The following is a 24,907-nucleotide window of genomic DNA, read 5'->3' as shown; positions in this document are numbered from 1 at the left end:
CACACGCTTGATAAGCGTGGGGTCACAAGTTCAAGTCTTGTCAGACCCACCATGACTTTGACTGGTTGAAGTTATAGATAAAAGATACATGACTGATGATGTAAGCTGGGGACTTAGCTTAGTTGGTAGAGCGCCTGCTTTGCACGCAGGAGGTCAGGAGTTCGACTCTCCTAGTCTCCACCAGAACTTAAGAGAAGTTCGGATTACAGAAATTAGTAAATAGAGATTTCGGTCTTGGTTTATTAACTTCTGTGATTTAAGTATCACGGTATTAAGCATGACCTGACGAAGGCGTGTTTATTCATTAACAGATTGGCAAAATTGAGTCTGAAATAAATTGTTCACTCAATAACAAAGAGAGAAGAAGTAATTCTGATCTTAGAGTTAATTGAGAACTAGCAAATTAACTGAATCAAGCGTTTTGGTATATGAATTTAGATTGAAGCTGTACAGTGTTTAAGTACACAGGCAACAGATAGTAGTGATGAAGAATCGCACGGACAACACTCACTTGTAGGTGTTGACGACTGTTTGGGGTTGTATAGTCAAGTAATTAAGTGCATGTGGTGGATGCCTTGGCAGTCAGAGGCGATGAAAGACGTGATAGCCTGCGAAAAGCTCCGGGGAGGCGGCAAATATCCTTTGATCCGGAGATTTCTGAATGGGGAAACCCACCTACTTTAAGGTAGGTATTGCAACATGAATACATAGTGTTGCAAGGCGAACGAGGGGAAGTGAAACATCTCAGTACCCTTAGGAAAAGAAATCAATTGAGATTCCCTCAGTAGCGGCGAGCGAACGGGGATCAGCCCATTAAGTTATGTGTGTTTTAGTGGAACGCTCTGGGAAGTGCGAACGTAGAGGGTGATATTCCCGTACACGAAAGGGCACACATAATGATGACGAGTAGGGCGAGGCACGTGAAACCTTGTCTGAATATGGGGGGACCATCCTCCAAGGCTAAATACTCCTGACTGACCGATAGTGAACCAGTACCGTGAGGGAAAGGCGAAAAGAACCCCTGTGAGGGGAGTGAAATAGATCCTGAAACCGCATGCATACAAGCAGTGGGAGCACCTTCGTGGTGTGACTGCGTACCTTTTGTATAATGGGTCAGCGACTTATATTCAGTAGCAAGGTTAACCGTATAGGGGAGCCGTAGGGAAACCGAGTCTTAATAGGGCGTTTAGTTGCTGGGTATAGACCCGAAACCAGGCGATCTATCCATGAGCAGGTTGAAGGTTGGGTAACACTAACTGGAGGACCGAACCCACTGTCGTTGAAAAGCCAGGGGATGACTTGTGGATAGGGGTGAAAGGCTAATCAAGCCTGGTGATAGCTGGTTCTCCCCGAAAGCTATTTAGGTAGCGCCTCGGACGAATACCATAGGGGGTAGAGCACTGTTTCGGCTAGGGGGTCATCCCGACTTACCAAACCGATGCAAACTCCGAATACCTATGAGTACTATCCGGGAGACAGACTGCGGGTGCTAACGTCCGTAGTCAAGAGGAAAACAATCCAGACCGCCAGCTAAGGCCCCAAAATCATAGTTAAGTGGGAAACGATGTGGGAAGGCATAGACAGCTAGGAGGTTGGCTTAGAAGCAGCCACCCTTTAAAGAAAGCGTAATAGCTCACTAGTCGAGTCGGCCTGCGCGGAAGATGTAACGGGGCTAAAACTATGTGCCGAAGCTGCGGATTTGACATTAGTCAAGTGGTAGGGGAGCGTTCTGTAAGCCGATGAAGGTGTATTGAGAAGTATGCTGGAGGTATCAGAAGTGCGAATGCTGACGTGAGTAACGACAAAACGGGTGAAAAACCCGTTCGCCGAAAGACCAAGGGTTCCAGTCCAACGTTAATCGGGGCTGGGTGAGTCGACCCCTAAGGCGAGGCCGAAAGGCGTAGTCGATGGGAAATTGGTTAATATTCCAATACTTCTGTGTAATGCGATGAGAGGACGGAGAAGGTTAAGTCAGCCTGGCGTTGGTTGTCCAGGTGGAAGGATGTAGGTATGTATCTTAGGCAAATCCGGGGTACTCTATACTGAGATCCGATAGCAAGCTGTACTTGTACAGTGAAGTGGCTGATACCATGCTTCCAGGAAAAGTCTCTAAGCTTCAGTTACACAGGAATCGTACCCGAAACCGACACAGGTGGTCAGGTCGAGTAGACCAAGGCGCTTGAGAGAACTCTGCTGAAGGAACTAGGCAAAATGGTACCGTAACTTCGGGAGAAGGTACGCTGTTGTTGGTGATGGAACTTGCTTCCTGAGCTGACGACAGCCGCAGAAACCAGGCCGCTGCAACTGTTTATTAAAAACATAGCACTCTGCAAACACGAAAGTGGACGTATAGGGTGTGATGCCTGCCCGGTGCTGGAAGGTTAATTGATGGGGTTAGCGTAAGCGAAGCTCTTGATCGAAGCCCCAGTAAACGGCGGCCGTAACTATAACGGTCCTAAGGTAGCGAAATTCCTTGTCGGGTAAGTTCCGACCTGCACGAATGGCATAATGATGGCGGCGCTGTCTCCAGCAGAGGCTCAGTGAAATCGAAATCGCTGTGAAGATGCAGTGTACCCGCGGCTAGACGGAAAGACCCCGTGAACCTTTACTGCAGCTTGACACTGAACTTTGACCTTACTTGTGTAGGATAGGTGGGAGGCTTTGAAGTTGGAACGCTAGTTCCAATGGAGCCGTCCTTGAAATACCACCCTGGTAATGTTGAGGTTCTAACTCTGTCCCGTTATCCGGGACGAGGACCGTGTCTGGTGGGTAGTTTGACTGGGGCGGTCTCCTCCTAAAGAGTAACGGAGGAGTACGAAGGTGCGCTCAGCGTGGTCGGAAATCACGCGTAGAGTATAAAGGCAAAAGCGCGCTTAACTGCGAGACCCACAAGTCGAGCAGGTACGAAAGTAGGTCTTAGTGATCCGGTGGTTCTGTATGGAAGGGCCATCGCTCAACGGATAAAAGGTACTCTGGGGATAACAGGCTGATACCGCCCAAGAGTTCATATCGACGGCGGTGTTTGGCACCTCGATGTCGGCTCATCTCATCCTGGGGCTGAAGCAGGTCCCAAGGGTATGGCTGTTCGCCATTTAAAGAGGTACGCGAGCTGGGTTTAGAACGTCGTGAGACAGTTCGGTCCCTATCTACCGTGGGCGCTGGAAATTTGAGAGGATCTGCTCCTAGTACGAGAGGACCAGAGTGGACGAACCTCTGGTGTACCGGTTGTGACGCCAGTCGCATCGCCGGGTAGCTATGTTCGGAAGGGATAACCGCTGAAAGCATCTAAGCGGGAAGCCTACCTCAAGATAAGATTTCCCTAGGAATTTATTCCTCTAAAGAGCCGTTCGAGACTAGGACGTTGATAGGTTGGATGTGGAAGCATAGTGATATGTGAAGCTGACCAATACTAATTGCTCGTGAGGCTTGACTATACAACACCCAAGCAGTTGTATATGAAGCATCAATCGATTTATAAACATGCAAAGCAACTTGATTTAGTTATACTACTAGCTAAAATGAACAAATAAAGTAAGATTCAATCAGCCCATCTGTAAAGATTTGGAAAACGCAACGTATCACACAGTGAATAAAACGAAGCAAGTATCCATACCAGTTGTGCTGGCGACCATAGCAAGAGTGAACCACCTGATCCCTTCCCGAACTCAGAAGTGAAACCTCTTAGCGCTGATGGTAGTGTGGGGTTACCCATGTGAGAGTAAGTCATCGCCAGCTCATTATTCTAAACACCCCCGTTCTAATGAATGGGGGTGTTTCTTTATTGCGATAAAAAATTTGTGCGGAGAATAAATATAAAAATACTAAGGAAGAGTTGTGCTATAAATAATAAGAAAATTAATCTTTTAAGTATGCATAATAAGGGAAGAGCATCTATGATAATTTATGGTGATGTCGGTTCGGGTAACTGCTATAAGATAAAACTATTACTTTCCTTATTAAATATTAATCATAGATGGATCCACGTTGATATTTTAAACAAAGAAACTCAATCAGCTGATTTTTTGTCCTTAAATCCTAATGGAAAAATACCTGTATTAGTCCTAGAAGATGGTCGTGTTTTGAGTGAGTCGAATGCTATCTTAGGTTACTTGGCTGAAGGAACAAAATTTATTCCTACAGATCCTTTTATTAAAGCAAAAATGTACCAATGGATGTTCTTTGAGCAGTATAGTCATGAACCATTTATTGCAGTTGCACGTTTTATTAATAAATATTTAGGGTTACCACCAGAAAGAATAGAGGAATACCATAATTTACAGCCAAAAGGCCATAAAGCACTATCTATTATGGATAAAGCTTTAGTAGATCACGACTATCTTGTTGGAGATCAATTAACTATTGCTGACATTGCCTTGTATGCATACACGCATGTCGCGGAGGAAGGTGGTTTTGATTTGGAGCTATATCCAAATATTCAAGCGTGGTGTCAAAGAATTCGAGAATATTTAGGTTATGTAGATATGATTTAAATAAAAAAGAACTCATATCGAGTTCTTTTTTATTTCTGAAATTCTGATTTAGAAATGTGCTTCTAGACCTACATATGGGCCTTTAAACTCAAATTTAAGGTCATTGTTATCGTAGTCATCTAAGTCAATATTAAGTACGCGATAGCCTGCTGTTAGACCCAGATCAATGAGTAAGTTATCTGCAAATTTATATTTTACTTCTGCCAGTGCATCTGTAATTCGTGCATCGTCAAAGTTTGTATAAGTTGCTTCACCTTTAGCACTTAAGCCTGTAAACGGAAGTTTTACTTCACCTGACAAATAAGCAATAGGATATGTTTTATCAATATCCACGCGATTACCTGTATACGCAGTAATATCACCATTTAATACAGTTGCACCAAGACCAGCATCTACACTTACGATATTATCTAGTAATTCGTAGTAGAGGATAAAATCGCTATGATCTAGATCAACTTTATAGTTGGCTTGACCTAAAGTTTCTGATTTAGTTTCGGTATCTAAATTTACATAACGAATTTTTGCATTTGGAATAAATGGGATTGGGTGTTCTACTGCTAATGAGATTTGAGCACTACCTTTTTGATCTAAATCTTGATCTTCAGGTGATTGAGAAGACATATTAGCTTTACCGTCATAAAACCAGTAACTGACGTCTCCTTTTACTCCTACCAAGTCTGCTTGAGCAAAGCCACTTAAGCCCATCCCGAGCGTTAATAAAGATATTTTTAATATTTTCATTTTTACATCCACATAAAAGAAATCTTTGAGCGCATGATATAGACATCTTGCTACAGATGCATTGATAAAAAATAAGGATCTGAGATGTGTGATATGAATAAATTTTTAATCCTTAAAAAGTTTATTTATTTCAAGGAGTTAATATTTTCTATTTAATTTAAATGAATTTAATCTTGTAGAAAATTTAGTATAAATTTTGTCAATCGTACTGACTTATTAAATTTTAATTGATAACTGGAGAGTTAAAAATAAATTAGTGGATAAGTTGAGTAATTAAAGGAGCTTTTTTAAGAGTTGGCAGAAAATGTCATTGAACAATAATGTTGAGCTACAAGTAGTAGAACGTAAATATTAGCTGAAAAATAACCAATTGTGAAAAAAACTCAGAAAATTCGTAAAATTTCTGACGGAAATTACAGTAAAAAGAAATAAAAACAGGTATTGTTCAGCTATATAGGGGCAAAAAATGGACAAAAATCTTTAAGGAAGAATTTTCTATTTTTGCTTGTTTGTTAAGGGAATAAAAATACTCAAAAGGTGCTTTTTATTTTCTACAAACACAAAAGTATTTTTTGGTTCTTTTTTTGCATGCGGAATAACAATCAACAATAGCAGTAAAAATAAGTAATCTTTTAACATTAGGTGTTCTATGACAGATTCTCGTGAAAACTGGACGTCACGATCTGGTTTTATTATTGCAGCCGTTGGTTCGGCTGTAGGCTTAGGTAATATCTGGCGCTTTCCATACGTTGCTTATGAAAATGGTGGTGGTGCGTTTCTTATTCCCTATCTATTGGCACTCATTACTGCTGGTTTACCGTTACTATTTTTAGATTATGCGGTAGGACATCGTAGTACTGGTTCACCTCCTAAAGCTTACCGTGCCCTATTTAAAGGCGGGGAAACATTAGGTTGGTGGCAGGTTTGTGTCTGTATCATCATTGGTTTGTACTATGCAAGTGTGCTCACTTGGGCTGGTAGTTATGTTTACTTCTCTATTGGCCAAATGTGGGGAAGTGATCCAGAAGGTTTCTTCTTTAATACCTATTTGCAGACCACAAAAGCAACCGGTTTTGATTTACAATTTGTAGGTCATTTATTCTGGCCAATTGTTGGGATTTGGGCACTTACTCTAATCATTCTTTATGGTGGTGTGAAAAAAGGTGTGGAATTATCGAATAAGATTTTCATGCCTTTATTATTCATTCTCTTCACTATTTTAGTGATTCAATCATTACGTTTACCAGGCGCGGTTCAAGGCTTAAATGCTTTCTTTACGCCGAACTGGTCAGCAATGATGGATTATAAAGTTTGGTTAGCTGCTTATGGCCATACTTTCTTCTCCCTCTCTGTCGGTTTCGGGATCATGGTGACTTATGCATCTTATTTGAAACCAAAAACGAATTTAACAGGTTCTGGTTTAATCGTTGGTTTTGCTAATGCATCAACAGAGATTTTGGCTGGTATTGGTATCTTCGCAGCGCTTGGTTTTATGGCTCATGCGGCAGGTACTGAAGTTAAAGATGTGGTGAGTGGTGGGATTGGGTTAGCATTTATTGCATTCCCTAAAATTATCTCAAGTTTAGGTACTGGTGCCGATTTATTTGGTTTCTTATTCTTCTCTTCACTTTTTGTCGCAGGTATTTCTTCGATGGTGAGTATTTTGGAAGTACCTATTGCAGCAATGCAAGATAAATTGAAATGGGGCCGTAAAAAAGCTGTAACCATTATCGGTGGTGGTAGTGCGCTTGTATCAATTATTTTATTCTCAAGTGTAAACGCAATTAAGCTGGTTGATATTGTTGACCACTTTATCAATAACATCGGTATCATTGGCGGTGCTTTACTTTCTATTATTGCCGTGACTTGGTTTAAACGTTCTGCACTGAAAGAACTTCGTGATCACGTAAATCGCATCTCAACTATTCAATTAGGTAAGGGGTGGGATTTCACTTTAACAGTCATTACATCATTAATCTTGTTAACTACTCTCAGTATGACTGTATTTAATTTGATCAAAAATGGCTATGATACTTATAGTATGAGCTTACAAGGTGTATTCGGCTGGGGCAGTGTGATTTTCTGTGCAGTCGTTGCAATTGTTTTAAGCAAAATGAAAGATCGCTAGGGGGACAGAATAATGAATACTTCAGCAATCGTAATGATGGTAATTTCGATGGTGTTTTTATGGGGTGGCTTGGCTTTGTCCATTATCCATTTATCGAAACATCCTGAAGAGTTAGATGATGTTTTAGAAGAAGTAAAAGATCAGCACACACTTTAATGCTGATCAAGTAAAAAAGCAGGCTTTAAGCCTGCTTTTTTATACAATTTTTTGGATTTTACAATAATAAAATCCATCACCAGACTGCGCTTGTGGCAGTAATTGGCGACCATAGGTTTGCTCGATTCCCCAGTCAGCATCAATCTTGATCTCTTTTGCATTTGGATTTTCAGCAAAAAAAGTCATCATTTGCTGTTCATTTTCAGCTTTTAAAATTGAACAGGTGATGTAAAGCAATGTGCCGCCAACTTTGAGCTGTTGCCACATGTGGTCCAAGATCTGCTTTTGTAGTTCAATGGTTTGAGCTATATCGGTAGATTGGCGCAATAGGCGTATGTCAGGATGACGACGAATAACTCCTGTAGCAGAGCAAGGTGCATCGAGCACGATACAATCTACTGGCTGTGCAGGAGTCCATTGAGTTGCATCGGCTGCCAAAATCTCTGTATGACTTTGATCAAGTGCTAAGCGATTTAAGTTCTCAGTTACACGCACTAAACGGCTTGGGTCCTGATCAATCGCAATGAGCTGAGCTGGTTTAAACTTTTCAAGTAAATGAGCAGTTTTACCACCTGGGGCAGCACACGCATCAACTACTATTTTATCGTTCAAATCTGGCAATAATGTTGCGCAAAGCTGAGCGTGTTCATCTTGTACAGAAAACCAGCCCTGTTCAAAACCATGTAACTGAGTGATTTGTACAGATTGTTCAAGAACAATACCTGCTTCAGACAAAGTACATGCACGTGCCTGAATTTCTAAACTTTGTAGTTTTGCTAAATAAGCATCGCGGCCAATATGACGCTGGTTCACCCTTAAGGTTAAAGGCGCGACTTGCTTCAAAGATTGGCAGAGAGATTCAGTTTGTTCACCCCAATCCTTTTTTAACCGTTTGAAAAGCCAGCTTGGTAAGCCATGCGCCTGCTGTAAGCCTTGCTGAAAGTCATCAGTTTCACGAGTAGCTCGGCGTAAAATTGCATTAATAATACCGCTGAGTGCAGGGAAACCAAGTTGTTTGGTTGCATCTACTGTTTCTGAAATAGCGGCATGCGCTGCAATACGCGTGCATAAAACTTGATAAAGACCAACATAAAGACAGGTTTCTACTGCCTCATTATTTAAAGGCTTGCTGAGTAGCGGTAGGCTAATTGATTTAAGTGCAAACCATTGACGCAATGTACCTAATACAAGCTCATGAAACAAAGCACGATCACGCTCTGCGACCTGATTCAGCTGTGTATTTAAAATACTAGCGAGTGATTGGCCTTGCTGAACTTTTAGTAACGTCTGGACGACTTGAGCACGCAGGTTAAAACGTGAGGAATTTGAGGTAACCTGACTCATGGCAAAATTTGTCCTACATGAAGTTTTTGAGTTTGTGCAATTTGTTGAGCGTTTAATGCTTTGCCACCCGGCCACTGCACGCTAGTCAGACAAATAAATGTATTTTCACCGCAAGCAACGTGCACACCTTGTTTATCGATTGCAATAATTTCACCAGCTTGAGCATTCGCTTTGCTTTGGCTAGATACTAAAGAGTTCCAGACACGTAGAGCATTATTTTCATCAAGCTGAACAAAAGCGACTGGCCAAGGGTTGAATGCACGTATATTTCGGTCAACTTGAATAGCATCAATTGCCCAATCAATACGAGCTTCTGATTTTACGAGCTTATGAGCATAGACCGTTAAGCTTTCGTCTTGAACTTCGCGTTCTGCCAAATATTTTTGTAGTGTTTCTTCTGACTCAAGTACCGCACAAATTGCTGTTGCACCTTGAGCTGCGAGTTTGTCATGCAAAGTTGCTGAGGTATCTTCGGCAGTAATTGGACAGTATGTTTTATACATCATATCGCCTGTATCTAAACCAGCAGCCATTTGCATGATAGTGATACCAGTTTCGTCGTCACCTGTTGCAATCGCACGCTGAATTGGTGCTGCACCACGCCAACGAGGTAATAGTGAGCCGTGAATATTTAAACAGCCATATTTAGGTGTATCGAGCACAGCTTGTGGAAGGATCAAACCATAGGCTGCAACCACCATCACATCAGCACCTAAAGCTGCCAGTTCTTGTTGAGCTGCTAAACCTTCTTCGGTTGAAGCTTTGAAGTGAAGGGGTTGATAAACAGGGATATTATGCTCAAGAGCAAGTTGTTTTACAGGAGATGGCGTTAGTTTTTGTCCACGACCCGATTTACGATCTGGCTGAGTATAAACCGCGATAATTTCATGGGAAGTTTTTAATAAAGCCGCCAATGCTGTTGCAGCAAATTCGGGGGTGCCAGCAAAAATAATTTTCACAAATGCAATCCAAAAAGAGTTTAGGCGTAGTATACGTGAAAAATGATTGAAGCCCTAAAAGCATGGCGATTGAGCATTTTAGTTTTTAAATAGTGAACAAAAAATTATTGAAAAACTTTTATTGATAAAAAAAGGTTATGAAAAAATAAAAAATTATTCATGTAAGTTTTGCTAAATATTGACTGTCTATTACTGTTCTTGGCTTTCCGAATATTATTTGCTTCTATAGAATGGAGAATGATCAAATTATGATGATGAGTCAATATTCCGACTGATCTAACGCTATATCAGTATCATTCGCCAGAGCGGGAAAAATTCCGCTCAAGCACAACTTGTTGGAAACACTAATGCCTGACTATCGTTCAAAAACATCGACACACGGAAGAAATATGGCTGGCGCACGTGGCTTATGGCGTGCAACAGGAATGAAAGATGAGGATTTCGGCAAACCGATTATTGCGGTGGTCAACTCATTTACTCAATTTGTGCCGGGCCATGTACATCTTAAAGATCTAGGGCAGCTTGTCGCAGCAGAAATTCAGGCAGCAGGTGGTGTTGCTAAAGAGTTTAATACGATCGCAGTAGATGACGGGATCGCAATGGGGCATGATGGCATGCTTTATTCACTACCATCACGTGATTTGATTGCTGACTCAGTTGAATATATGGTGAATGCACACTGTGCAGATGCCATGGTGTGTATTTCAAACTGTGACAAGATTACTCCGGGAATGCTCATGGCTGCGATGCGTCTGAATATTCCTGTTGTTTTCGTGTCTGGCGGACCAATGGAAGCTGGTAAGGTTAAGTTCCGCGGTAATGAAAAAGCGATTGACCTTGTTGATGCAATGGTTGTTGCGGCTGATGAAAGTTATACAGACGAAGAAGTTGAGGAATTTGAACGTTCGGCATGTCCAACCTGTGGTTCATGTTCAGGGATGTTCACTGCAAACTCAATGAACTGTTTAACAGAAGCTTTAGGTTTATCTTTACCGGGTAATGGTTCGATTGTTGCGACGCATGCAAACCGTAAAAAACTATTCTTAAAAGCAGGCCAACTTATTGTTGAATTGGCTAAGCGCTATTACGAACAAGAAGATGCAAGCATTTTACCTCGTTCGATTGCAACCAAGGCTGCATTTAAAAATGCGATGACCCTTGATATTGCAATGGGTGGTTCAACCAATACCGTTCTGCATTTATTGGCTGCGGCAAGTGAAGCAGAAGTTGATTTTACAATGGATGATATTGACGAATTATCACGTCGAGTTCCTGTATTGTCGAAAGTAGCGCCTGCAAAACAAGACGTTCATATGGAAGATGTTCATCGTGCTGGCGGTATCATGGCGATCTTAGGTGAACTTGATCGCGCGAATTTGCTTGATGTATCTGTACCGACTGTACACGAGAAAACTTTAAAAGATGCATTAGATAAGTGGGACATTATTCGTACTGAAGATGCAGACGTTTATGAATTCTATCGTTCATCACCAGGTGGTGTTCCAACTCAAGTTGCATTCTCGCAAAATCGCTATTATTCAACATTAGATGGCGACCGTGAAAAAGGCGTTATCCGTAATGCAGAAAATGCATTCTCTAAAGATGGTGGTTTAGCGGTTCTATACGGCAACATCGCGCTTGATGGTTGTATCGTGAAAACTGCAGGTGTTGATGAATCAATCTTGAAATTTACTGGTACAGCGCGTGTATTTGAGAGCCAAGATGCGGCTGTAGACGCAATTTTGGGTCATGATATTAAAGCTGGCGATGTGGTTGTGATTCGTTACGAAGGTCCACGTGGTGGTCCGGGTATGCAAGAAATGCTTTACCCAACTAGCTATCTTAAATCGAAAGGTTTAGGAAAAGACTGTGCATTGGTAACAGATGGCCGTTTCTCTGGTGGTTCATCAGGTCTTTCGATTGGTCACGTTTCACCAGAAGCGGCTGAAGGTGGTGCAATTGGTTTGGTTGAAGATGGCGATACTATTGAAATCGATATTCCAAACCGTACGATTCACTTAAACGTTGATGATGCGACTATGGCACATCGTCGTACAGTGCAAGAAGCGAAAGGCTGGCATCCGAAAGAAGAACGTAAACGTAAGGTATCAAAAGCGTTAAAAGTTTATGCAATGCATACAACAAGTGCAGCGAAAGGAGCTGTACGCGTTCTATAAAATATTCAATTTTAATAATTGATTATGAATCATGCACCCTTTGACAAGATGAATTGCTATCATGTTAAGGGTGCATTTTTCATGTCTGGTAAATAAAATCAGCTTGTAGAAAAAGGTGTTTTTAGATCATTCTATGGGTTTGCCATAAAATGGTGATAAAATCTTCACCTACGTAGAAACTTGCTAAAAACATGACTTATTTTCTGCGTAAACTAAGGTAGTTATATTTCAATCTCGACTACTGTTTTACCTTGCACTATGATCAAAACAATCTTTGATCTCGCTTAGGATTTATTTTTTAGAGGCACAACTCATGTCACTGCTACGCCGTTGGTTTGACCCTATTCGATCGAGCTGGTTTTACCAAAAGCCTTCTCGTCAAGCGGTGTTACCCACGGAAAATGGTTTAAGTATTTATTTACGACTTGATGATGTGTATAGCTATTTGGCTGTTCAGCAATTGTCTCAGCTAGATGAAATTTTAAGTGATGAACTTAAGCCTTTAAAAATTATTATTTCGCATACGGCTTCTGAACCTCCAAACAGCATGTCGCATGAAGAGTGGCAGAATTATTGTCTGAATGATGCCAAGATATTAGCCAAACAACATCGTTTCGGTTTTGATGAATTTCCAGAAATCCCAAGCCCAGAATCTTTAAAACAAGCGGCAGTCATATTAAAAAGAACCCCATTACAAGGTCAGAACTTCTTCCATCTATTAGAAGATATTTTTCACATGCTTTGGCAACAACAATATGGAAAGTTACGAACTTTACATGCCATGGCAGTTAAACATCAGCTTCCTCAACATTTTTCAGAACGCATTTTTACGGATGAGCCTGTACCTGCGGCATACTTTGAATTTGGTGGACGTAAATATCACGCAGTAGATGATTTATTACGTTTAACTCGTCGTCTGAAGCAGCAAAAATTACTGACGGGTAATCCAATTTTTTTAATTAATCATATCGAATGGCGTGAACATTTGATTAATGATGCTGAGGCACTTACCGAGATTCAGACCCTTCATCCTGAGCTTGATATTTATATTGCTTTAGAAGACCCAATGAGCTGGTTGTTACTTACCTACATTAAAGAAGAGCTGGCTGATTATTATGATATTCAACTAAAAGTTTACCCTTTAAGTTATCAAGGTCGAGACTGGTTTGACTGGAGTTTGGCGACACGTGTTTCTAAACGAACAGGTGTGGCCTTTACACCATTTTGTCGTCCTACTGAGGAAAGCACATTAGAGATGGCAAAGCTTTTCTATAGTGTGCAAGAGAATCAGCAAATCGATACAATTTTTACAATATTGCAGGCAGTTTGGACGAAAGGAAAAGATTTATCTTTCTTAAAACATTTTCAACAGTTACAGCAGCAACTTGGGATTGAGCAGCTAACCGTCCAAGATGTGCAATCTGTTTTGGCGCAGAATGATGCACTTTGCAAAGACAAGCATCAGCCTGATTTACCGGTTTTAGAGCTGCGTATTGATGGTCAGACCTACGTATTTAATAGCTTGTATCGTGTGTGGATGATCGAAAGTATTTTTAGCAATGTATTAGAAGAAAAATATAAAACAGCCTCAACTTTTAATTGAGGCCTACTCCTAAAAACAAGAATAGGGCAGTACCTGTTTTTTCCGTAGCATATTCTTTAAGGAATCGGAGATAAACAGTGACTTTTTTAGCAATTATTATAGTGGTCTTTGCCTTCGCTGGCATGATTAAAGGCATGATCGGTTTAGGATTGCCCGCGGTATCGATGGGCTTACTCACCATCGCAATGAGCCCTTTTCAGGCAGCATCTCTGCTCATTGTCCCTTCAATGGTCACCAACGTCTGGCAGCTTTTTGCTGAAGGACATGTCTGGGCGTTTATTCGCCGTTTCTGGACGTTGCTTGTCGGCATTATAGTAGGTTCTATATGGAGCTTTTTACCTACTTTAAGTCAAAGTCATGGGCATAGTAGTGAAATTTTATTAGGCTGTATGTTGGCCTTATATGGACTCTACGGTTTGTGCGTGAAGAAACTTCCACACTTAGGAAAGTATGAACGTTGGCTATCACCGATTATTGGATATATCGGCGGGGCAGTGACTGTAGCAACTGGTGTCATTATTATTCCAATCGTTCCTTATTTGCAGTCTTTACATTTAAAGCGTGATGAGTTGGTTCAGGCTTTAGGACTAACGTTTACTGTCTCTACCATTTGTCTTGCAGTCTTTTTACACCACAACCCGATGTCGGGAATGACATTGGATTATCGTTTATCTTTTGCTGCATTATTGGCGGCTCTCGTTGGAATGTGGTTAGGTAAAAAAATCCGTTATCGGTTAAATGAGCAGTTATTTCGCCGTATCTTTTTTATAGGTTTGGTGTCATTAGGTCTTTATATGATTTTGCATTAAGCTAATTTTTAAGGGCGATGTTGCAATAAAAAATCTGAAAATTGTTTATAACTGTTAGGCAGTTGATTGAAATTTTGTGTGGCCAAAAGCAGTTTACGATTTGCCCACGCGCCTAGCAGTTGAATGGAATGAAAGTCATAGTCCGATTGCAAACGCTGGGCAGCACGAGCCGGCATAATCGCAATTCCAACGCCTTTGGCGACTACCTCAGCAATCGCCCCAAAATTAGGTAAGCGCAAACGGTACTGTATGTTAAAGCCCAATAGCTTAGCTTGAGTTTCGATGGACTGTTGCAACGAATGGTGGGGTTTAAGGCCAATAAAACCATAATTTAAAGCCTCTACCAAATTCAGCTCTTGGTGTTGAGCTAAATTGTGAGTAGGAGGACAAATCAGAACTAATGGATCGCTAGCAAATTCCTTAGTTTGCAAATGTCTGGTATCAAAAAAACTTGAGACTAGCCCAAGATTTGCAACTCCTTGCGTTAATACCTCTACAATTTCTGAACTTTCTGCCTCATGTAAATCAATACTCATTTCGGGATGAAGCACCAAATATTGTGGTAATAACGGAGGCAAATATTCGCTTTGAGCAGAAGAGTTACACCAAAGCGTTAATGACTCTGTTGTAGGCGGCCTAAACCTCTGCATTTCTTGTTCGAGCTGCTCTTTTTGTGTCATCAGTTGACGGGCATGCTCTACAAACGCGTGTCCCGCTGTGGTGAGCTCCACTCCCGTCGTCTGGCGAATAAATAAGGGCGTTTCAAAATATTGTTCGAGTTTTTTTATACGTTCACTGGCGGCTTGAAGTGAAATTGCAGAGCGGTCTGCACCTTTGGTTAGACTACCTGTAGAGACAATATGAAGAACCAGCTGTAAATCAAAAAAATCAAAACGCATGACAAGGAACGTATTGAAGGCTAAAAAGTCATCATACTAAATCGTAATAAAAAAAGGCAGCTTGCGCTGCCTTTTTGAATTTAGGTTTTATCTTTTAAACTAAACAGCCAATTTAAAATAATGGCTGCAAAAGTTGCGGTACCAATACCACCTAAATTGAAATTACCAAACAATAATTCAAAGTTACCAGCACCTAAAATAATCGTGACCGAAGCAACAATTAGATTTTTATTGTTAGAAAAATCAACTTTGTTTTCGATCCAGATTTTGGCCCCAGCAATGGTAATTAAACCAAACACAACAATAGACGCGCCTGTTAAAACAGCACTTGGAATAGTACTAATAACCGCGCCAAATTTTGGAGATAGACCTAAGAAAATTGCAAAGACACCTGCGATGACGAAAACAATAGTTGAGTACACACGAGTGACTGCCATCACACCAATGTTTTCACCGTAAGTAGTCATCCCTGGAGCGCCGACACTACCAGATAATGTTGTTGCCAAACCATCTGCAACAAATGCTTTACCTAATTGTGGAGTCAGGTTTTCACCAGTCATCGCGCCAACAGCTTTAATATGTCCTAGATTTTCTGCTACTAAGATAAGCGCAACTGGCGCAATAATTAGCATAGCATTCGTGTCAAAAGTAGGATGCGAAAAGCTTGGAATCCCAAACCATGCGGCTTGTGAGATCTGGCTAAAATCGATTGGTTTACCTAAACCTAGCCCATTGGTGGTGATGGCATAAATTGCATATGCCAAGATCAAACCAATCAACAGAAGCAAGCGTTGCAATAGGCCACGAGTAAAGACTGCAATACTGCCCATACAAAGTACAGTAATTAAGGCCATCCACATTTCAAATGGTTGGCCTGCAACACCTTTAATCGTAACAGGTGCAAGGTTCAGACCAATAATCATCACAATGGCACCAGTCACCACAGGCGGCATGAGTTTTTCAATCCAGCGTGTACCAGTAAGCATCACGATAAAACCGATGATGGCATAAAAAACACCACATGCTACGATTCCACCTAAAGCCATAGATAGATTTGGATTGGCACCTGAACCTGTAATATGCCCAGTTGCAGCTGCAACCACCCCAATAAAGGCAAAACTTGATCCTAAGTAACTTGGAACACGACCACCTGTAATTAAGAAAAACAGAATGGTACAGATTCCAGACATTAAAATAGCAAGGTTAGGATTAAAACCCATGAGTAAGGGTGCTAAAACAGTCGCTCCAAACATAGCAAATGCATGTTGAATACCCAAAACAGCACTTTGAACGGGTGGGAGATATTCATTGGTAGAGACTGGCCGATGGTCAATATCACCTTGGTAAGGCTGCCATTTTGGAAACCAATTGGACATAAAATAAGCTCATTATTCTTTAATTGCTGCCATGATACTCTTTCTTGAGAGTGCATTTAATCTCTAGAGAGAAGTATATGAGTGAAAAGTAATTATTTTTTAACGATTGGTATAATTTTAAAAAAACTAAATGTGCGTATTTAGTTATTTTTTTCTTATAAAGATTAATTTTATGATTTTTAAAAAATATTCAAAAAAATAGAAAATCGGAGAAAATTTAAGAAAAATAAAGAACTTTGCAAGTAAAAAGCAGCACATCGAGATGCACTGCTTTATAAAACAATTGGTAAAATTAGCTTAGCCTGTATTACGTAAGCCAGCAGCGATACCCGCAATACTCACCATAAGTGCATGGTCAACAGGAGTGTGCTCTGCCTGACGCTCAGCAAGATAATCACGACGGCGCTTCATGAGTTCAGCCTGTAAAAGATGCAAAGGAAGTAAGTATGGTTTACGAACCTGCATGGATTGATCAAGAACATCATTATTACTCAGAAGCTTTGATTCATCTTTTAAGGTTAATAAAGTTTGCACAGCATCTTTTAGTCGTTGGCGTAATTGGTTACCAAGAACTTTCAAATCTTCATCTTCAGTCAGATGAGACTCGTAATAGAGTGCAATGTTGGCATCGGATTTAGACAATACCATTTCCAGCATATCAATGAGTGTCTGGAAATAAGGCCATTGCTGGAGCATTTCATCAAGTGTTGCTTTTTGCTGATCTGCAATCACTTCATTAATGGCAGCACCTGTACCTAGCCATGCAGGCAACATCAAACGGATTTGTGTCCAAGCAAATACCCATGGAATCGCACGTAAAGACTCGATGCCGCCACTTACTTTTCGTTTTGCAGGACGCGAGCCTAAAGGCAACATCTGTAATTCGAGTTCAGGCGTAACGGTCCGTAAATACTTGACAAAATGTGGGTTTTCACGAACTGTCTGGCGATAGACCTTAACAGAATGATCAGTCATGCGATTCATGAGTTCACGCCACTCAGCCTTAGGCTCTGGTGGTGGTAATAAGGTCGCTTCAAGTGTTGCTGCGGTATAGATTTCAAGGTTTTGCATGGCAATACCTTCTAAACCGAATTTGAAACGGATCATTTCACCTTGTTCTGTGACACGAATTGCACCAGAGATCGAACCCGGCGGCTGTGAGAATAGAGCTTGTTGGGTTGGTGCGCCACCACGGCTAATTGATCCGCCGCGACCATGGAATAGTGTCAACTGTACGCCGTGTGTTTGAGCAATTGCAGTCAGCTCTTCTTGAGCACGATATTGCGCCCAGTTGGCAGACATGAAACCGGCATCTTTTGCAGAGTCGGAGTAGCCGATCATGACTTCGTGTTTACCCTGAATGTGCTGTTTATACCAATGCATATTGAACAGCGTATTCATGGTAGTTGCAGCGCCATCTAAGTCTTTTAAAGTCTCAAATAGAGGAACTACACGTAAAGGATGCTGAATACCTGCTTCTTTTTGCAATAACAACACAGCTAAAACATCACTTGGATATTCAGCCATCGAAATAATATATGCTCCTAAAGACTCAGGTGGTTGGTCTGCCAAAGTACGCATGGTTGCAAATACTTCTTGAACATCTGGATGACCAATCAAACTCCCTTCAGGCTCATTAATATATTTCGGTAAAAGCGGGCGTTTACTTTGTAATTCTTGAATGAGGAAATTTTGGCGCGCTTGTTCAGTCCACGATTCAAAATTACCTAAACCTAAATATTCGGTAATGGCTGAAATCGCTTGGCGATGACGGCCTGATTCTTGGCGAATGTCGAGTTTAAGTAATTCAATACCAAAACAGTTCACACGGTAGATAAAGTCGAGCAGTTGACCATTCGCAATTTCAGGTAGGTTACTGTCGATTAAAGAGCGATAGCACAGCAATAATGGTTGTAAAAGCTCATCTTTACTTTTAATGACATTGCTGTCATCAGCTTCTAAGCCTTGTAAACGCTGAGCTAACCAGTGGCGAGTTGCTTTTAAACGCTCTCGTGTAGCACGTAAATATTCACGATAAGGTTCTGCATGTTGGCTACCAATTGCTTGAATCATTTCTTCAGAACACGTCTGGATTGAAAGTTCCCAACGTAAGTTTTCGATATCTCTTAAATAGAGATCGGCAGCTTGCCAGCGTGATAACCACAGCACTTCTTGGGTAATTTGATGGGTAACATTTGGGTTGCCATCACGGTCTCCGCCCATCCAAGATGCGAAACGTACTGGTGCAATATTAAGTGGTAAATTGAGTTGGCAGTTTTCTTGAACTAATTCATTTAACTCGCGAATGAATTTAGGTACAGCATTCCAAAGTGTTTGCTCAATTGTGGCAAATCCCCATTTTGCTTCATCGACTGGAGTTGGGCGATGCTGTCTGATTTCATCTGTTTGCCAAGCCGAACTAATTTGTTGCTTTAAATTCGCAAGTGCATTTTGGCGTTCGCGTGGGGTAAGTTTTTGCTGATCAAGCTGCGAGAGACATGCGTTAATATCATCATATTTCTGAATCAGGGTACGACGACTCACTTCAGTGGGGTGCGCCGTAAGTACTAACTCAATTTTAAGATCGCAAATTTGCTGGAATAGTTTTTCTGTTGAAATACTTTTATCTTTAAATTTTTGAAATAAGTGAACCAGCGGATTCGGAGAGTTTGCATCCGAATCGAACTCTGCCTGTCTGCGGCTACGGACCACATGATATTGCTCGGCAATATTGGCAAAATTGAGGAAATGAGAAAAAGCGCGGGTGAGAGGAAGTAACTCTTCATCGGGCAGTTCTAAAAATAATTGTTCTAGTTGCTTTTCGGCTTCAGCTTGACCATCACGTGCACCTTTGGCAAGAGCACGGATTTGCTCGATCTGATTAAACAGTTCTTGTCCTGCATGTTGTTTTAGGGTTTCACCTAATAAATTACCAAGTAAGCGGACATCCTCACGCAGTGGCGCATCGATTTGCTGAACCATGCTATTTTCTCCTGTTCTTATTCTTATCGAATATAGCGCGATTAACAAACATTCCAAGCTTTGAGCGTAAGAAAATGTGAATTTTTGCTTAAAAAATAACATTTAATTCGCTTATAGTGTCTTAAAAGCTGGCATGCACTCAGCGCAACTTTTGACAATCGGACTTTGGTTTAATTCCGGTATTTGAGCAAGAATAAATTAATTGCGTCACGAATAATTTGCTCTAGCTCCTGTGCATTTGGGGCAGCAGTGATGCCCAGTAAAACCTTGTGATGGCGTACACCAAGCAATAAGGTCAAAAGTAGTTCTGTTTGATAGATCGGATCATCGGCTTGAATGAAACCTAATTGAGCCGCTTTTTGAAAAAACTCAGCTAATTGATTCTCCATTCGTGTATGTGAAGCTTCAAAAAACTGTAGGGCGAGTGGGTTCTGTTCGGCTGCAAGCTCCAACAATACATGATCAAGCTTTAATGCTTCAGGTGAATAAATAATTTGTAAGGCACGTGAACATACAATAAAGAGTGTTTGATAGAAGTCTGCCGATGTATCTAAGTCAAATTGTTTAGTGCACAGTGTCTCTTCACAAGTTTCCGTAATCGCACAGATAAACAGGTTCACTTTATCTTGAAAGTGGTTATAAACCGTGAGTTTAGTAACGCCTGCTTCCTGTGCAATCTGGTTCATGCTAGTACCGTGATAACCGGATTTTAAAAAAATAGCTTTCGCGGCTTGTAGGATACGAGCACGCTTTTCCAGATCTTTGGGGCGACCACTTTGATTAACTGTTTGCACAAAACCCTCTAATAAAAGTTTAGAAAAATAAATATTTATAAGTTTTTTTTAATTAATGTACTCGTAGGTATATTAATTAAAAAACAAACAAATTATGATGCAAGCATATTGTGCCTTAAAAAATCAGTTTGAATAAGAGCGATAAGATATGAATCTGTTAAAACCTCTCATCATGAGTATGGTGATTGTTTGTACGGTCACATTAATGGGATGCAGTAAAGAAGCACCCAAAACAGAAGAAATACCCTATGTGATGGTGGCGCAGCCATTAACCACACTCAATGAACAAAAAAGCTATGCAGGGGATGTGCAGGCTAGACAACAAACGGCTTTGGCATTTCGGGTTGGTGGACAAGTTACGGCGCGCTATGTGGATGTAGGCGACCGAGTTAAAGTTGGACAAGTATTAGCAAAACTCGATGTGGCAGATGCTCAGTTACAATTAAATGCTGCTAAAGCCCAACTGGATAATGCACAGGCTTCAGCAAAAACAGCAGCAGATGAACTTAAACGTTTTCAACAATTACTCCCTATTAATGCAGTGAGCCGTTCGCAATTCGATACGGTAAAAAATCAATATGACGCGGCACAGGCAGCACTACAACAAGCTCGTTCTAACTATGAGGTTTCTGCTAACCAGACAGGTTATAACCAACTCGTTTCTAACAAAAACGGGGTGATTACTGCGCGAAATATAGAAATTGGACAAGTGGTTGCAGCAGGACAAGCTGCTTATCAACTTGCAATTGATGGAGAGCGTGAAGTTGTTATTGGTGTTCCTGAACAAGCAGTTACCGAGATTAAAGTTGGTCAAGGCGCTTGGATCACCTTGTGGTCTAAACCGAATGAAAGGTTTGCCGGATATGTACGTGAAGTTTCTCCGGCAGCGGATCAGTCTCGTACCTTTACAGTGAAAGTTGCACTCAAAGAAGGGCAGTCTGTTATCCAACTTGGACAAAGTGCACGCGTATTTTTTACCTCAACTCAAACCAACGTGATGAGTGTGCCACTTTCGAGTGTTTCAGCAACAGATAATCAGCCTTATGTCTGGGTTGTTAATGCGAATCAAACTTTACGCAAAGTACCTGTAACTGTTGGTGCATATGGCAGAGACAGTGTACCCGTGCTATCTGGTTTAACACCAAATGATTGGGTGGTGATTGGTGGTGTGCATTTGCTACGCGATAAGCAGAAGATTCACCCGATTGACCGTGAAAACCGTGCGGTGAAAATTCAGGGAGCAACCCAACCATGAAATTCAATCTCTCGGAATGGGCATTAAATAATAAAGGTATCGTCCTTTATTTTATGCTGTTACTCGGCATTATCGGCGCGATCTCTTATTCAAAACTCTCACAAAGTGAAGACCCACCATTTACTTTTAAAGTCATGGTCGTACAAACCTATTGGCCGGGAGCAACAGCGAAAGAAGTTTCAACGCTGGTGACTGACCGTATCGAAAAGGAACTGATGACCACAGGTCAATATGACAAGATTATGGCTTACTCCCGCCCAGGTGAGTCGATGGTTACGTTTGTTGCCAAGGACTCGCTGACATCGGCACAGATTCCTGACGTGTGGTATAACGTCCGTAAGAAGGTGAATGATATTCGCCATGAACTGCCAAACGGTGTACAAGGCCCATTTTTTAACGATGAATTTGGGGACACTTTCGGTAATATTTATGTACTGACAGGCAAAGACTTTGACTATGCACTTTTGAAAGAATATGCAGATCGTTTGCAATTACAGCTTCAACGAGTCAAGGATGTCAGTAAGGTCGAATTGATTGGTCTACAAGACCAAAAAATATGGGTTGAGATTTCTAACACTAAAGCGGTGCAGCTCGGAATTCCAGTTACAGCGATTCAAGAAGCCTTACAAAAGCAAAATAGTATGGCAAGTGCTGGCTTTTTTGAAACGGGTACAGACCGTATTCAAATTAGAGTAAGTGGTCATCTACAAAACATTGATGAAATTAAAAAAACACCTTTATTGGTCGGTGATAAAACCATCCAGCTTGGTGACGTTGCTGATGTTTATCGTGGTTTTAGTCAGCCTGCTCAACCACGTATGCGTTTCATGGGTGAAAATGGTATTGGCATTGCCGTTTCGATGCGTAAAGGCGGTGACATTATTGCCCTTGGTAAAAATCTAGAAACAGAATTTGCCCAACTGCAAAAGACCTTGCCACTCGGCATGAAATTGCAAAAAGTTTCTGACCAACCTGTAGCAGTACAACGCAGTATTCATGAGTTTGTGAAGGTACTCGCTGAAGCAGTCATTATTGTCTTGTTAGTGAGTTTTTTCTCTTTAGGCTTCCGTACGGGATTGGTGGTCGCTTTTTCTATTCCATTAGTTTTAGCAATGACCTTTGCCGGTATGAGTTTATTCGATGTCGGACTGCATAAGATTTCACTTGGTGCTTTGATCTTGGCGTTAGGTCTGTTAGTCGATGACGCCATTATCGCCGTCGAGATGATGGCCATTAAGATGGAGCAGGGCTATAGCCGAATTAAAGCCGCCGGATTTGCGTGGAAAACTACCGCATTTCCGATGCTCACGGGAACATTGATTACCGCGGCAGGTTTTTTACCGATTGCTACGGCTCAGTCTAGTACAGGCGAATACACACGCTCTATTTTTCAGGTCGTGACCATTGCTTTATTGGTGTCTTGGATCGCGGCAGTTTTATTCGTACCTTATTTAGGTGAAAAGCTATTACCAGATTTTACCAAGTTAGGACATCAGGCCCCTTGGTATGTCCGTTTGTGGGCAAGATTAACGAAAAAACCGCAACCGCAAACTGTGGCAATTTCACAGGACCATCATTACGATCCTTATCAATCTAGTTTCTATTTACGTTTTAGAAAGATGGTCGAGTTTTGTGTGACCTATCGTAAAACCGTGATTGCAACGACAGTGGGGATTTTTGTACTCTCTGTGCTGATGTTTAAGATGGTACCTCAGCAGTTTTTCCCGCCTTCAAACCGTGCCGAGATTTTAGTCGATTTAAAGCTTGAAGAAGGCGCCTCTTTAACAGCAACAGAACAAGCTGTGAAAAAGGTTGAAAAATTCTTGTCGAAACAAAAAGGTATTGATAACTATGTGGCCTATGTGGGTACAGGTTCACCACGTTTTTATTTACCTTTAGACCAACAATTACCACAAGCCAGCTTTGCTCAGTTTGTTGTACTCGCATCATCACTTGATGATCGTGATGACATTCGTCGTTCGTTAGAAACACAAATTAAGCAGTTACTCCCACAAGTCCGTACTCGTGTGTCATTACTCGAAAATGGCCCACCTGTGGGTTATCCATTGCAATATCGTGTGTCAGGTGAAGATTTAAATCTGGTACGTAAAGAAGCACAGCAAGTCGCTAAAGTAATGAGTGAAAACCCGAATACCACCAATGTGCATTTAGATTGGGGCGAGCCAAGTAAGATCATTTCCATTCAAATTGATCAAGACCGTGCTCGACAAATGGGTGTCTCTAGTCTGGATTTAGCGAATTTCATTAATGCATCAATTACTGGTAGTGCGATTGAGCAATATCGTGAAAAACGTGAACTCATTGAAATTCGCTTACGCGGGGACCAAGCAGAGCGCGTTGAAGTGGCTTCACTGGCAAGCTTAGCTGTGCCAACGAACAATGGAACTACTGTACCTTTAGCTCAAATTGCGAAGATTGAGTATAAGTTTGAAGATGGTTTGATCTGGCATCGTAACCGCTTACCGACGATTACTGTTCGTGCAGATATTCGTACCAATTTGCAGCCTGCTACTGTTGTGGGTGAGTTAGCTGAATCAATGGATAAGTTACGTGCTGAATTGCCAAGTGGCTATCTCATTGAAGTGGGTGGAACCGTAGAAGAGTCTGCACGTGGGCAAGATTCTGTGAATGCGGGTATGCCACTCTTCTTGGCAGTGGTCATGACATTACTGATGATTCAGCTCAAAAGCTTGTCTCGCTCGACCATCGTGTTGTTAACAGCTCCACTGGGTTTAATTGGTGTTGTTTTATTCTTACTGTTATTTAACAAACCATTTGGCTTTGTGGCCATGTTAGGCACAATTGCGCTCTCTGGCATGATCATGCGTAACTCGCTTATTTTGATTGATCAAATTGAGCAGGACCGACAAGCGGGACATCCAACTTGGGAAGCAATTATTGAAGCGACAGTGCGTCGATTCCGTCCAATTATTTTGACTGCTTTAGCCGCTGTTCTGGCCATGATTCCACTTTCGCGAAGTATTTTCTTTGGTCCGATGGCAGTTGCGATCATGGGCGGATTGATTGTTGCCACCTTACTGACATTATTTTTCCTACCTGCACTCTACGCAGCGTGGTTTAAGGTGAAAAAAACCGCATAAAATACATAAATTTTTTGTGAATAAAGGTGCGAAATATTGAAAACTCCAATATAGTAGCACCTGTCTTTACAC

The 24,907-nt window shown here is 41.3% G+C and carries 15 protein-coding genes, 1 tRNA gene and 2 rRNA genes; 11 read left to right on the top strand and 7 right to left on the bottom strand.

Annotated elements, in window-relative coordinates:
• Positions 1–107: 107 nt before the first annotated feature.
• The 4 genes from J536_RS17875 to J536_RS17860 all read left to right on the top strand — a co-directional run bounded on the left by J536_RS17875 (position 108) and on the right by J536_RS17860 (position 4,490).
• Positions 108–183, top strand: a tRNA-Ala gene (locus J536_RS17875).
• Positions 184–543: 360 nt separating this feature from the next.
• A 23S ribosomal RNA gene (locus J536_RS17870) occupies positions 544–3,434 on the top strand.
• 186 nt (positions 3,435–3,620) lie between these two features.
• Positions 3,621–3,735, top strand: a 5S ribosomal RNA gene (gene rrf / locus J536_RS17865).
• Between the two features lie 158 nt (positions 3,736–3,893).
• The gene (locus J536_RS17860; protein WP_032012858.1) at positions 3,894–4,490 is read left to right on the top strand and encodes a glutathione S-transferase family protein; all 597 of its coding nucleotides are present in this window, start codon (positions 3,894–3,896) and stop codon (positions 4,488–4,490) included.
• Positions 4,491–4,538: 48 nt separating this feature from the next.
• Here the strand turns inward: J536_RS17860 and J536_RS17855 are convergent, their stop codons facing one another.
• Complete coding sequence (locus J536_RS17855; protein ID WP_080776796.1) at positions 4,539–5,243, bottom strand: TIGR04219 family outer membrane beta-barrel protein; 705 nt, start codon at positions 5,241–5,243, stop codon at positions 4,539–4,541.
• 637 nt (positions 5,244–5,880) lie between these two features.
• On the opposite strand from J536_RS17855, the gene J536_RS17850 reads away from it, so the two are divergent.
• Together J536_RS17850 and J536_RS17845 are read left to right on the top strand one after the other, a co-directional pair.
• Positions 5,881–7,359 (top strand): sodium-dependent transporter, encoded by a 1,479-nt coding sequence (locus J536_RS17850; protein WP_002119149.1) that lies wholly within the window; start codon positions 5,881–5,883, stop codon positions 7,357–7,359.
• A gap of 12 nt (positions 7,360–7,371) precedes the next feature.
• A complete protein-coding gene (locus tag J536_RS17845) occupies positions 7,372–7,515 on the top strand; it encodes a methionine/alanine import family NSS transporter small subunit (protein WP_002119126.1) in 144 nt (47 codons plus the stop codon).
• Between the two features lie 39 nt (positions 7,516–7,554).
• Here the strand turns inward: J536_RS17845 and rsmB are convergent, their stop codons facing one another.
• Both rsmB and fmt read right to left on the bottom strand, forming a co-directional pair.
• Positions 7,555–8,859 carry a 16S rRNA (cytosine(967)-C(5))-methyltransferase RsmB gene (gene rsmB / locus J536_RS17840; RefSeq protein ID WP_032012856.1) on the bottom strand — a complete coding sequence of 435 codons (1,305 nt, stop codon included), beginning with the start codon at positions 8,857–8,859 and terminating at the stop codon, positions 7,555–7,557.
• A complete protein-coding gene (gene fmt, locus J536_RS17835) occupies positions 8,856–9,818 on the bottom strand; it encodes a methionyl-tRNA formyltransferase (protein WP_032012855.1) in 963 nt (320 codons plus the stop codon). Before fmt ends, rsmB begins: the two co-directional genes overlap by 4 nt.
• A 347-nt stretch (positions 9,819–10,165) precedes the next feature.
• Between fmt and ilvD the strand changes: the two genes are divergently transcribed.
• The 3 genes from ilvD to J536_RS17820 all read left to right on the top strand — a co-directional run bounded on the left by ilvD (position 10,166) and on the right by J536_RS17820 (position 14,407).
• Positions 10,166–11,995 (top strand): dihydroxy-acid dehydratase, encoded by a 1,830-nt coding sequence (gene ilvD, locus J536_RS17830; RefSeq protein WP_005804318.1) that lies wholly within the window; start codon positions 10,166–10,168, stop codon positions 11,993–11,995.
• Between the two features lie 313 nt (positions 11,996–12,308).
• Positions 12,309–13,598: a hypothetical protein gene (locus tag J536_RS17825; protein ID WP_032012854.1), complete on the top strand. Its 1,290-nt coding sequence runs from the start codon at positions 12,309–12,311 to the stop codon at positions 13,596–13,598.
• A 77-nt stretch (positions 13,599–13,675) separates the two neighbouring features.
• Positions 13,676–14,407 carry a sulfite exporter TauE/SafE family protein gene (locus J536_RS17820; RefSeq protein WP_005804320.1) on the top strand — a complete coding sequence of 244 codons (732 nt, stop codon included), beginning with the start codon at positions 13,676–13,678 and terminating at the stop codon, positions 14,405–14,407.
• An 8-nt stretch (positions 14,408–14,415) separates the two neighbouring features.
• Here the strand turns inward: J536_RS17820 and J536_RS17815 are convergent, their stop codons facing one another.
• From J536_RS17815 to J536_RS17800, 4 genes are all read right to left on the bottom strand, one after another.
• The gene (locus tag J536_RS17815; protein WP_016802698.1) at positions 14,416–15,306 is read right to left on the bottom strand and encodes a LysR family transcriptional regulator; all 891 of its coding nucleotides are present in this window, start codon (positions 15,304–15,306) and stop codon (positions 14,416–14,418) included.
• 80 nt (positions 15,307–15,386) lie between these two features.
• Positions 15,387–16,682 carry a solute carrier family 23 protein gene (locus J536_RS17810; RefSeq protein ID WP_032012852.1) on the bottom strand — a complete coding sequence of 432 codons (1,296 nt, stop codon included), beginning with the start codon at positions 16,680–16,682 and terminating at the stop codon, positions 15,387–15,389.
• Positions 16,683–16,979: 297 nt separating this feature from the next.
• Entirely contained in the window at positions 16,980–19,664 is a 2,685-nt protein-coding gene (gene ppc / locus J536_RS17805) for a phosphoenolpyruvate carboxylase (protein WP_032057160.1), read from the bottom strand.
• Between the two features lie 170 nt (positions 19,665–19,834).
• The gene (locus J536_RS17800) at positions 19,835–20,458 is read right to left on the bottom strand and encodes a TetR/AcrR family transcriptional regulator (RefSeq protein ID WP_002119184.1); all 624 of its coding nucleotides are present in this window, start codon (positions 20,456–20,458) and stop codon (positions 19,835–19,837) included.
• Positions 20,459–20,606: 148 nt separating this feature from the next.
• Here J536_RS17800 and J536_RS17795 point away from each other — a divergent pair, with 148 nt between their 5' ends.
• On the top strand, positions 20,607–21,713 hold the full coding sequence (locus J536_RS17795) for an efflux RND transporter periplasmic adaptor subunit (RefSeq protein ID WP_005804324.1): 1,107 nt from the start codon (positions 20,607–20,609) through the stop codon (positions 21,711–21,713).
• Entirely contained in the window at positions 21,710–24,835 is a 3,126-nt protein-coding gene (locus tag J536_RS17790; protein ID WP_005078784.1) for an efflux RND transporter permease subunit, read from the top strand. Before J536_RS17795 ends, J536_RS17790 begins: the two co-directional genes overlap by 4 nt.
• Positions 24,836–24,907: the final 72 nt, after the last annotated feature.

Origin of the sequence: Acinetobacter sp. 809848 (assembly GCF_000581275.1) — a bacterium.
Classification (GTDB): Bacteria; Pseudomonadota; Gammaproteobacteria; order Pseudomonadales; family Moraxellaceae; genus Acinetobacter; species Acinetobacter pittii.
This window is presented reverse-complemented; position numbering and strand designations above follow the sequence as displayed.

What these genes read in the sequence shown, in the direction of transcription:
- ilvD (WP_005804318.1), top strand. Translation starts at nt 10,166, where the DNA reads ATGCCTGACTATCGTTCAAAAACATCGACACACGGAAGAAATATGGCT.
- rsmB (WP_032012856.1), bottom strand. Translation starts at nt 8,859, where the DNA reads ATGAGTCAGGTTACCTCAAATTCCTCACGTTTTAACCTGCGTGCTCAA.
- J536_RS17810 (WP_032012852.1), bottom strand. Translation starts at nt 16,682, where the DNA reads ATGTCCAATTGGTTTCCAAAATGGCAGCCTTACCAAGGTGATATTGAC.
- J536_RS17790 (WP_005078784.1), top strand. Translation starts at nt 21,710, where the DNA reads ATGAAATTCAATCTCTCGGAATGGGCATTAAATAATAAAGGTATCGTC.
- ppc (WP_032057160.1), bottom strand. Translation starts at nt 19,664, where the DNA reads ATGGTTCAGCAAATCGATGCGCCACTGCGTGAGGATGTCCGCTTACTT.
- J536_RS17825 (WP_032012854.1), top strand. Translation starts at nt 12,309, where the DNA reads ATGTCACTGCTACGCCGTTGGTTTGACCCTATTCGATCGAGCTGGTTT.
- J536_RS17850 (WP_002119149.1), top strand. Translation starts at nt 5,881, where the DNA reads ATGACAGATTCTCGTGAAAACTGGACGTCACGATCTGGTTTTATTATT.
- J536_RS17795 (WP_005804324.1), top strand. Translation starts at nt 20,607, where the DNA reads ATGAATCTGTTAAAACCTCTCATCATGAGTATGGTGATTGTTTGTACG.
- J536_RS17815 (WP_016802698.1), bottom strand. Translation starts at nt 15,306, where the DNA reads ATGCGTTTTGATTTTTTTGATTTACAGCTGGTTCTTCATATTGTCTCT.
- J536_RS17845 (WP_002119126.1), top strand. Translation starts at nt 7,372, where the DNA reads ATGAATACTTCAGCAATCGTAATGATGGTAATTTCGATGGTGTTTTTA.
- J536_RS17860 (WP_032012858.1), top strand. Translation starts at nt 3,894, where the DNA reads ATGATAATTTATGGTGATGTCGGTTCGGGTAACTGCTATAAGATAAAA.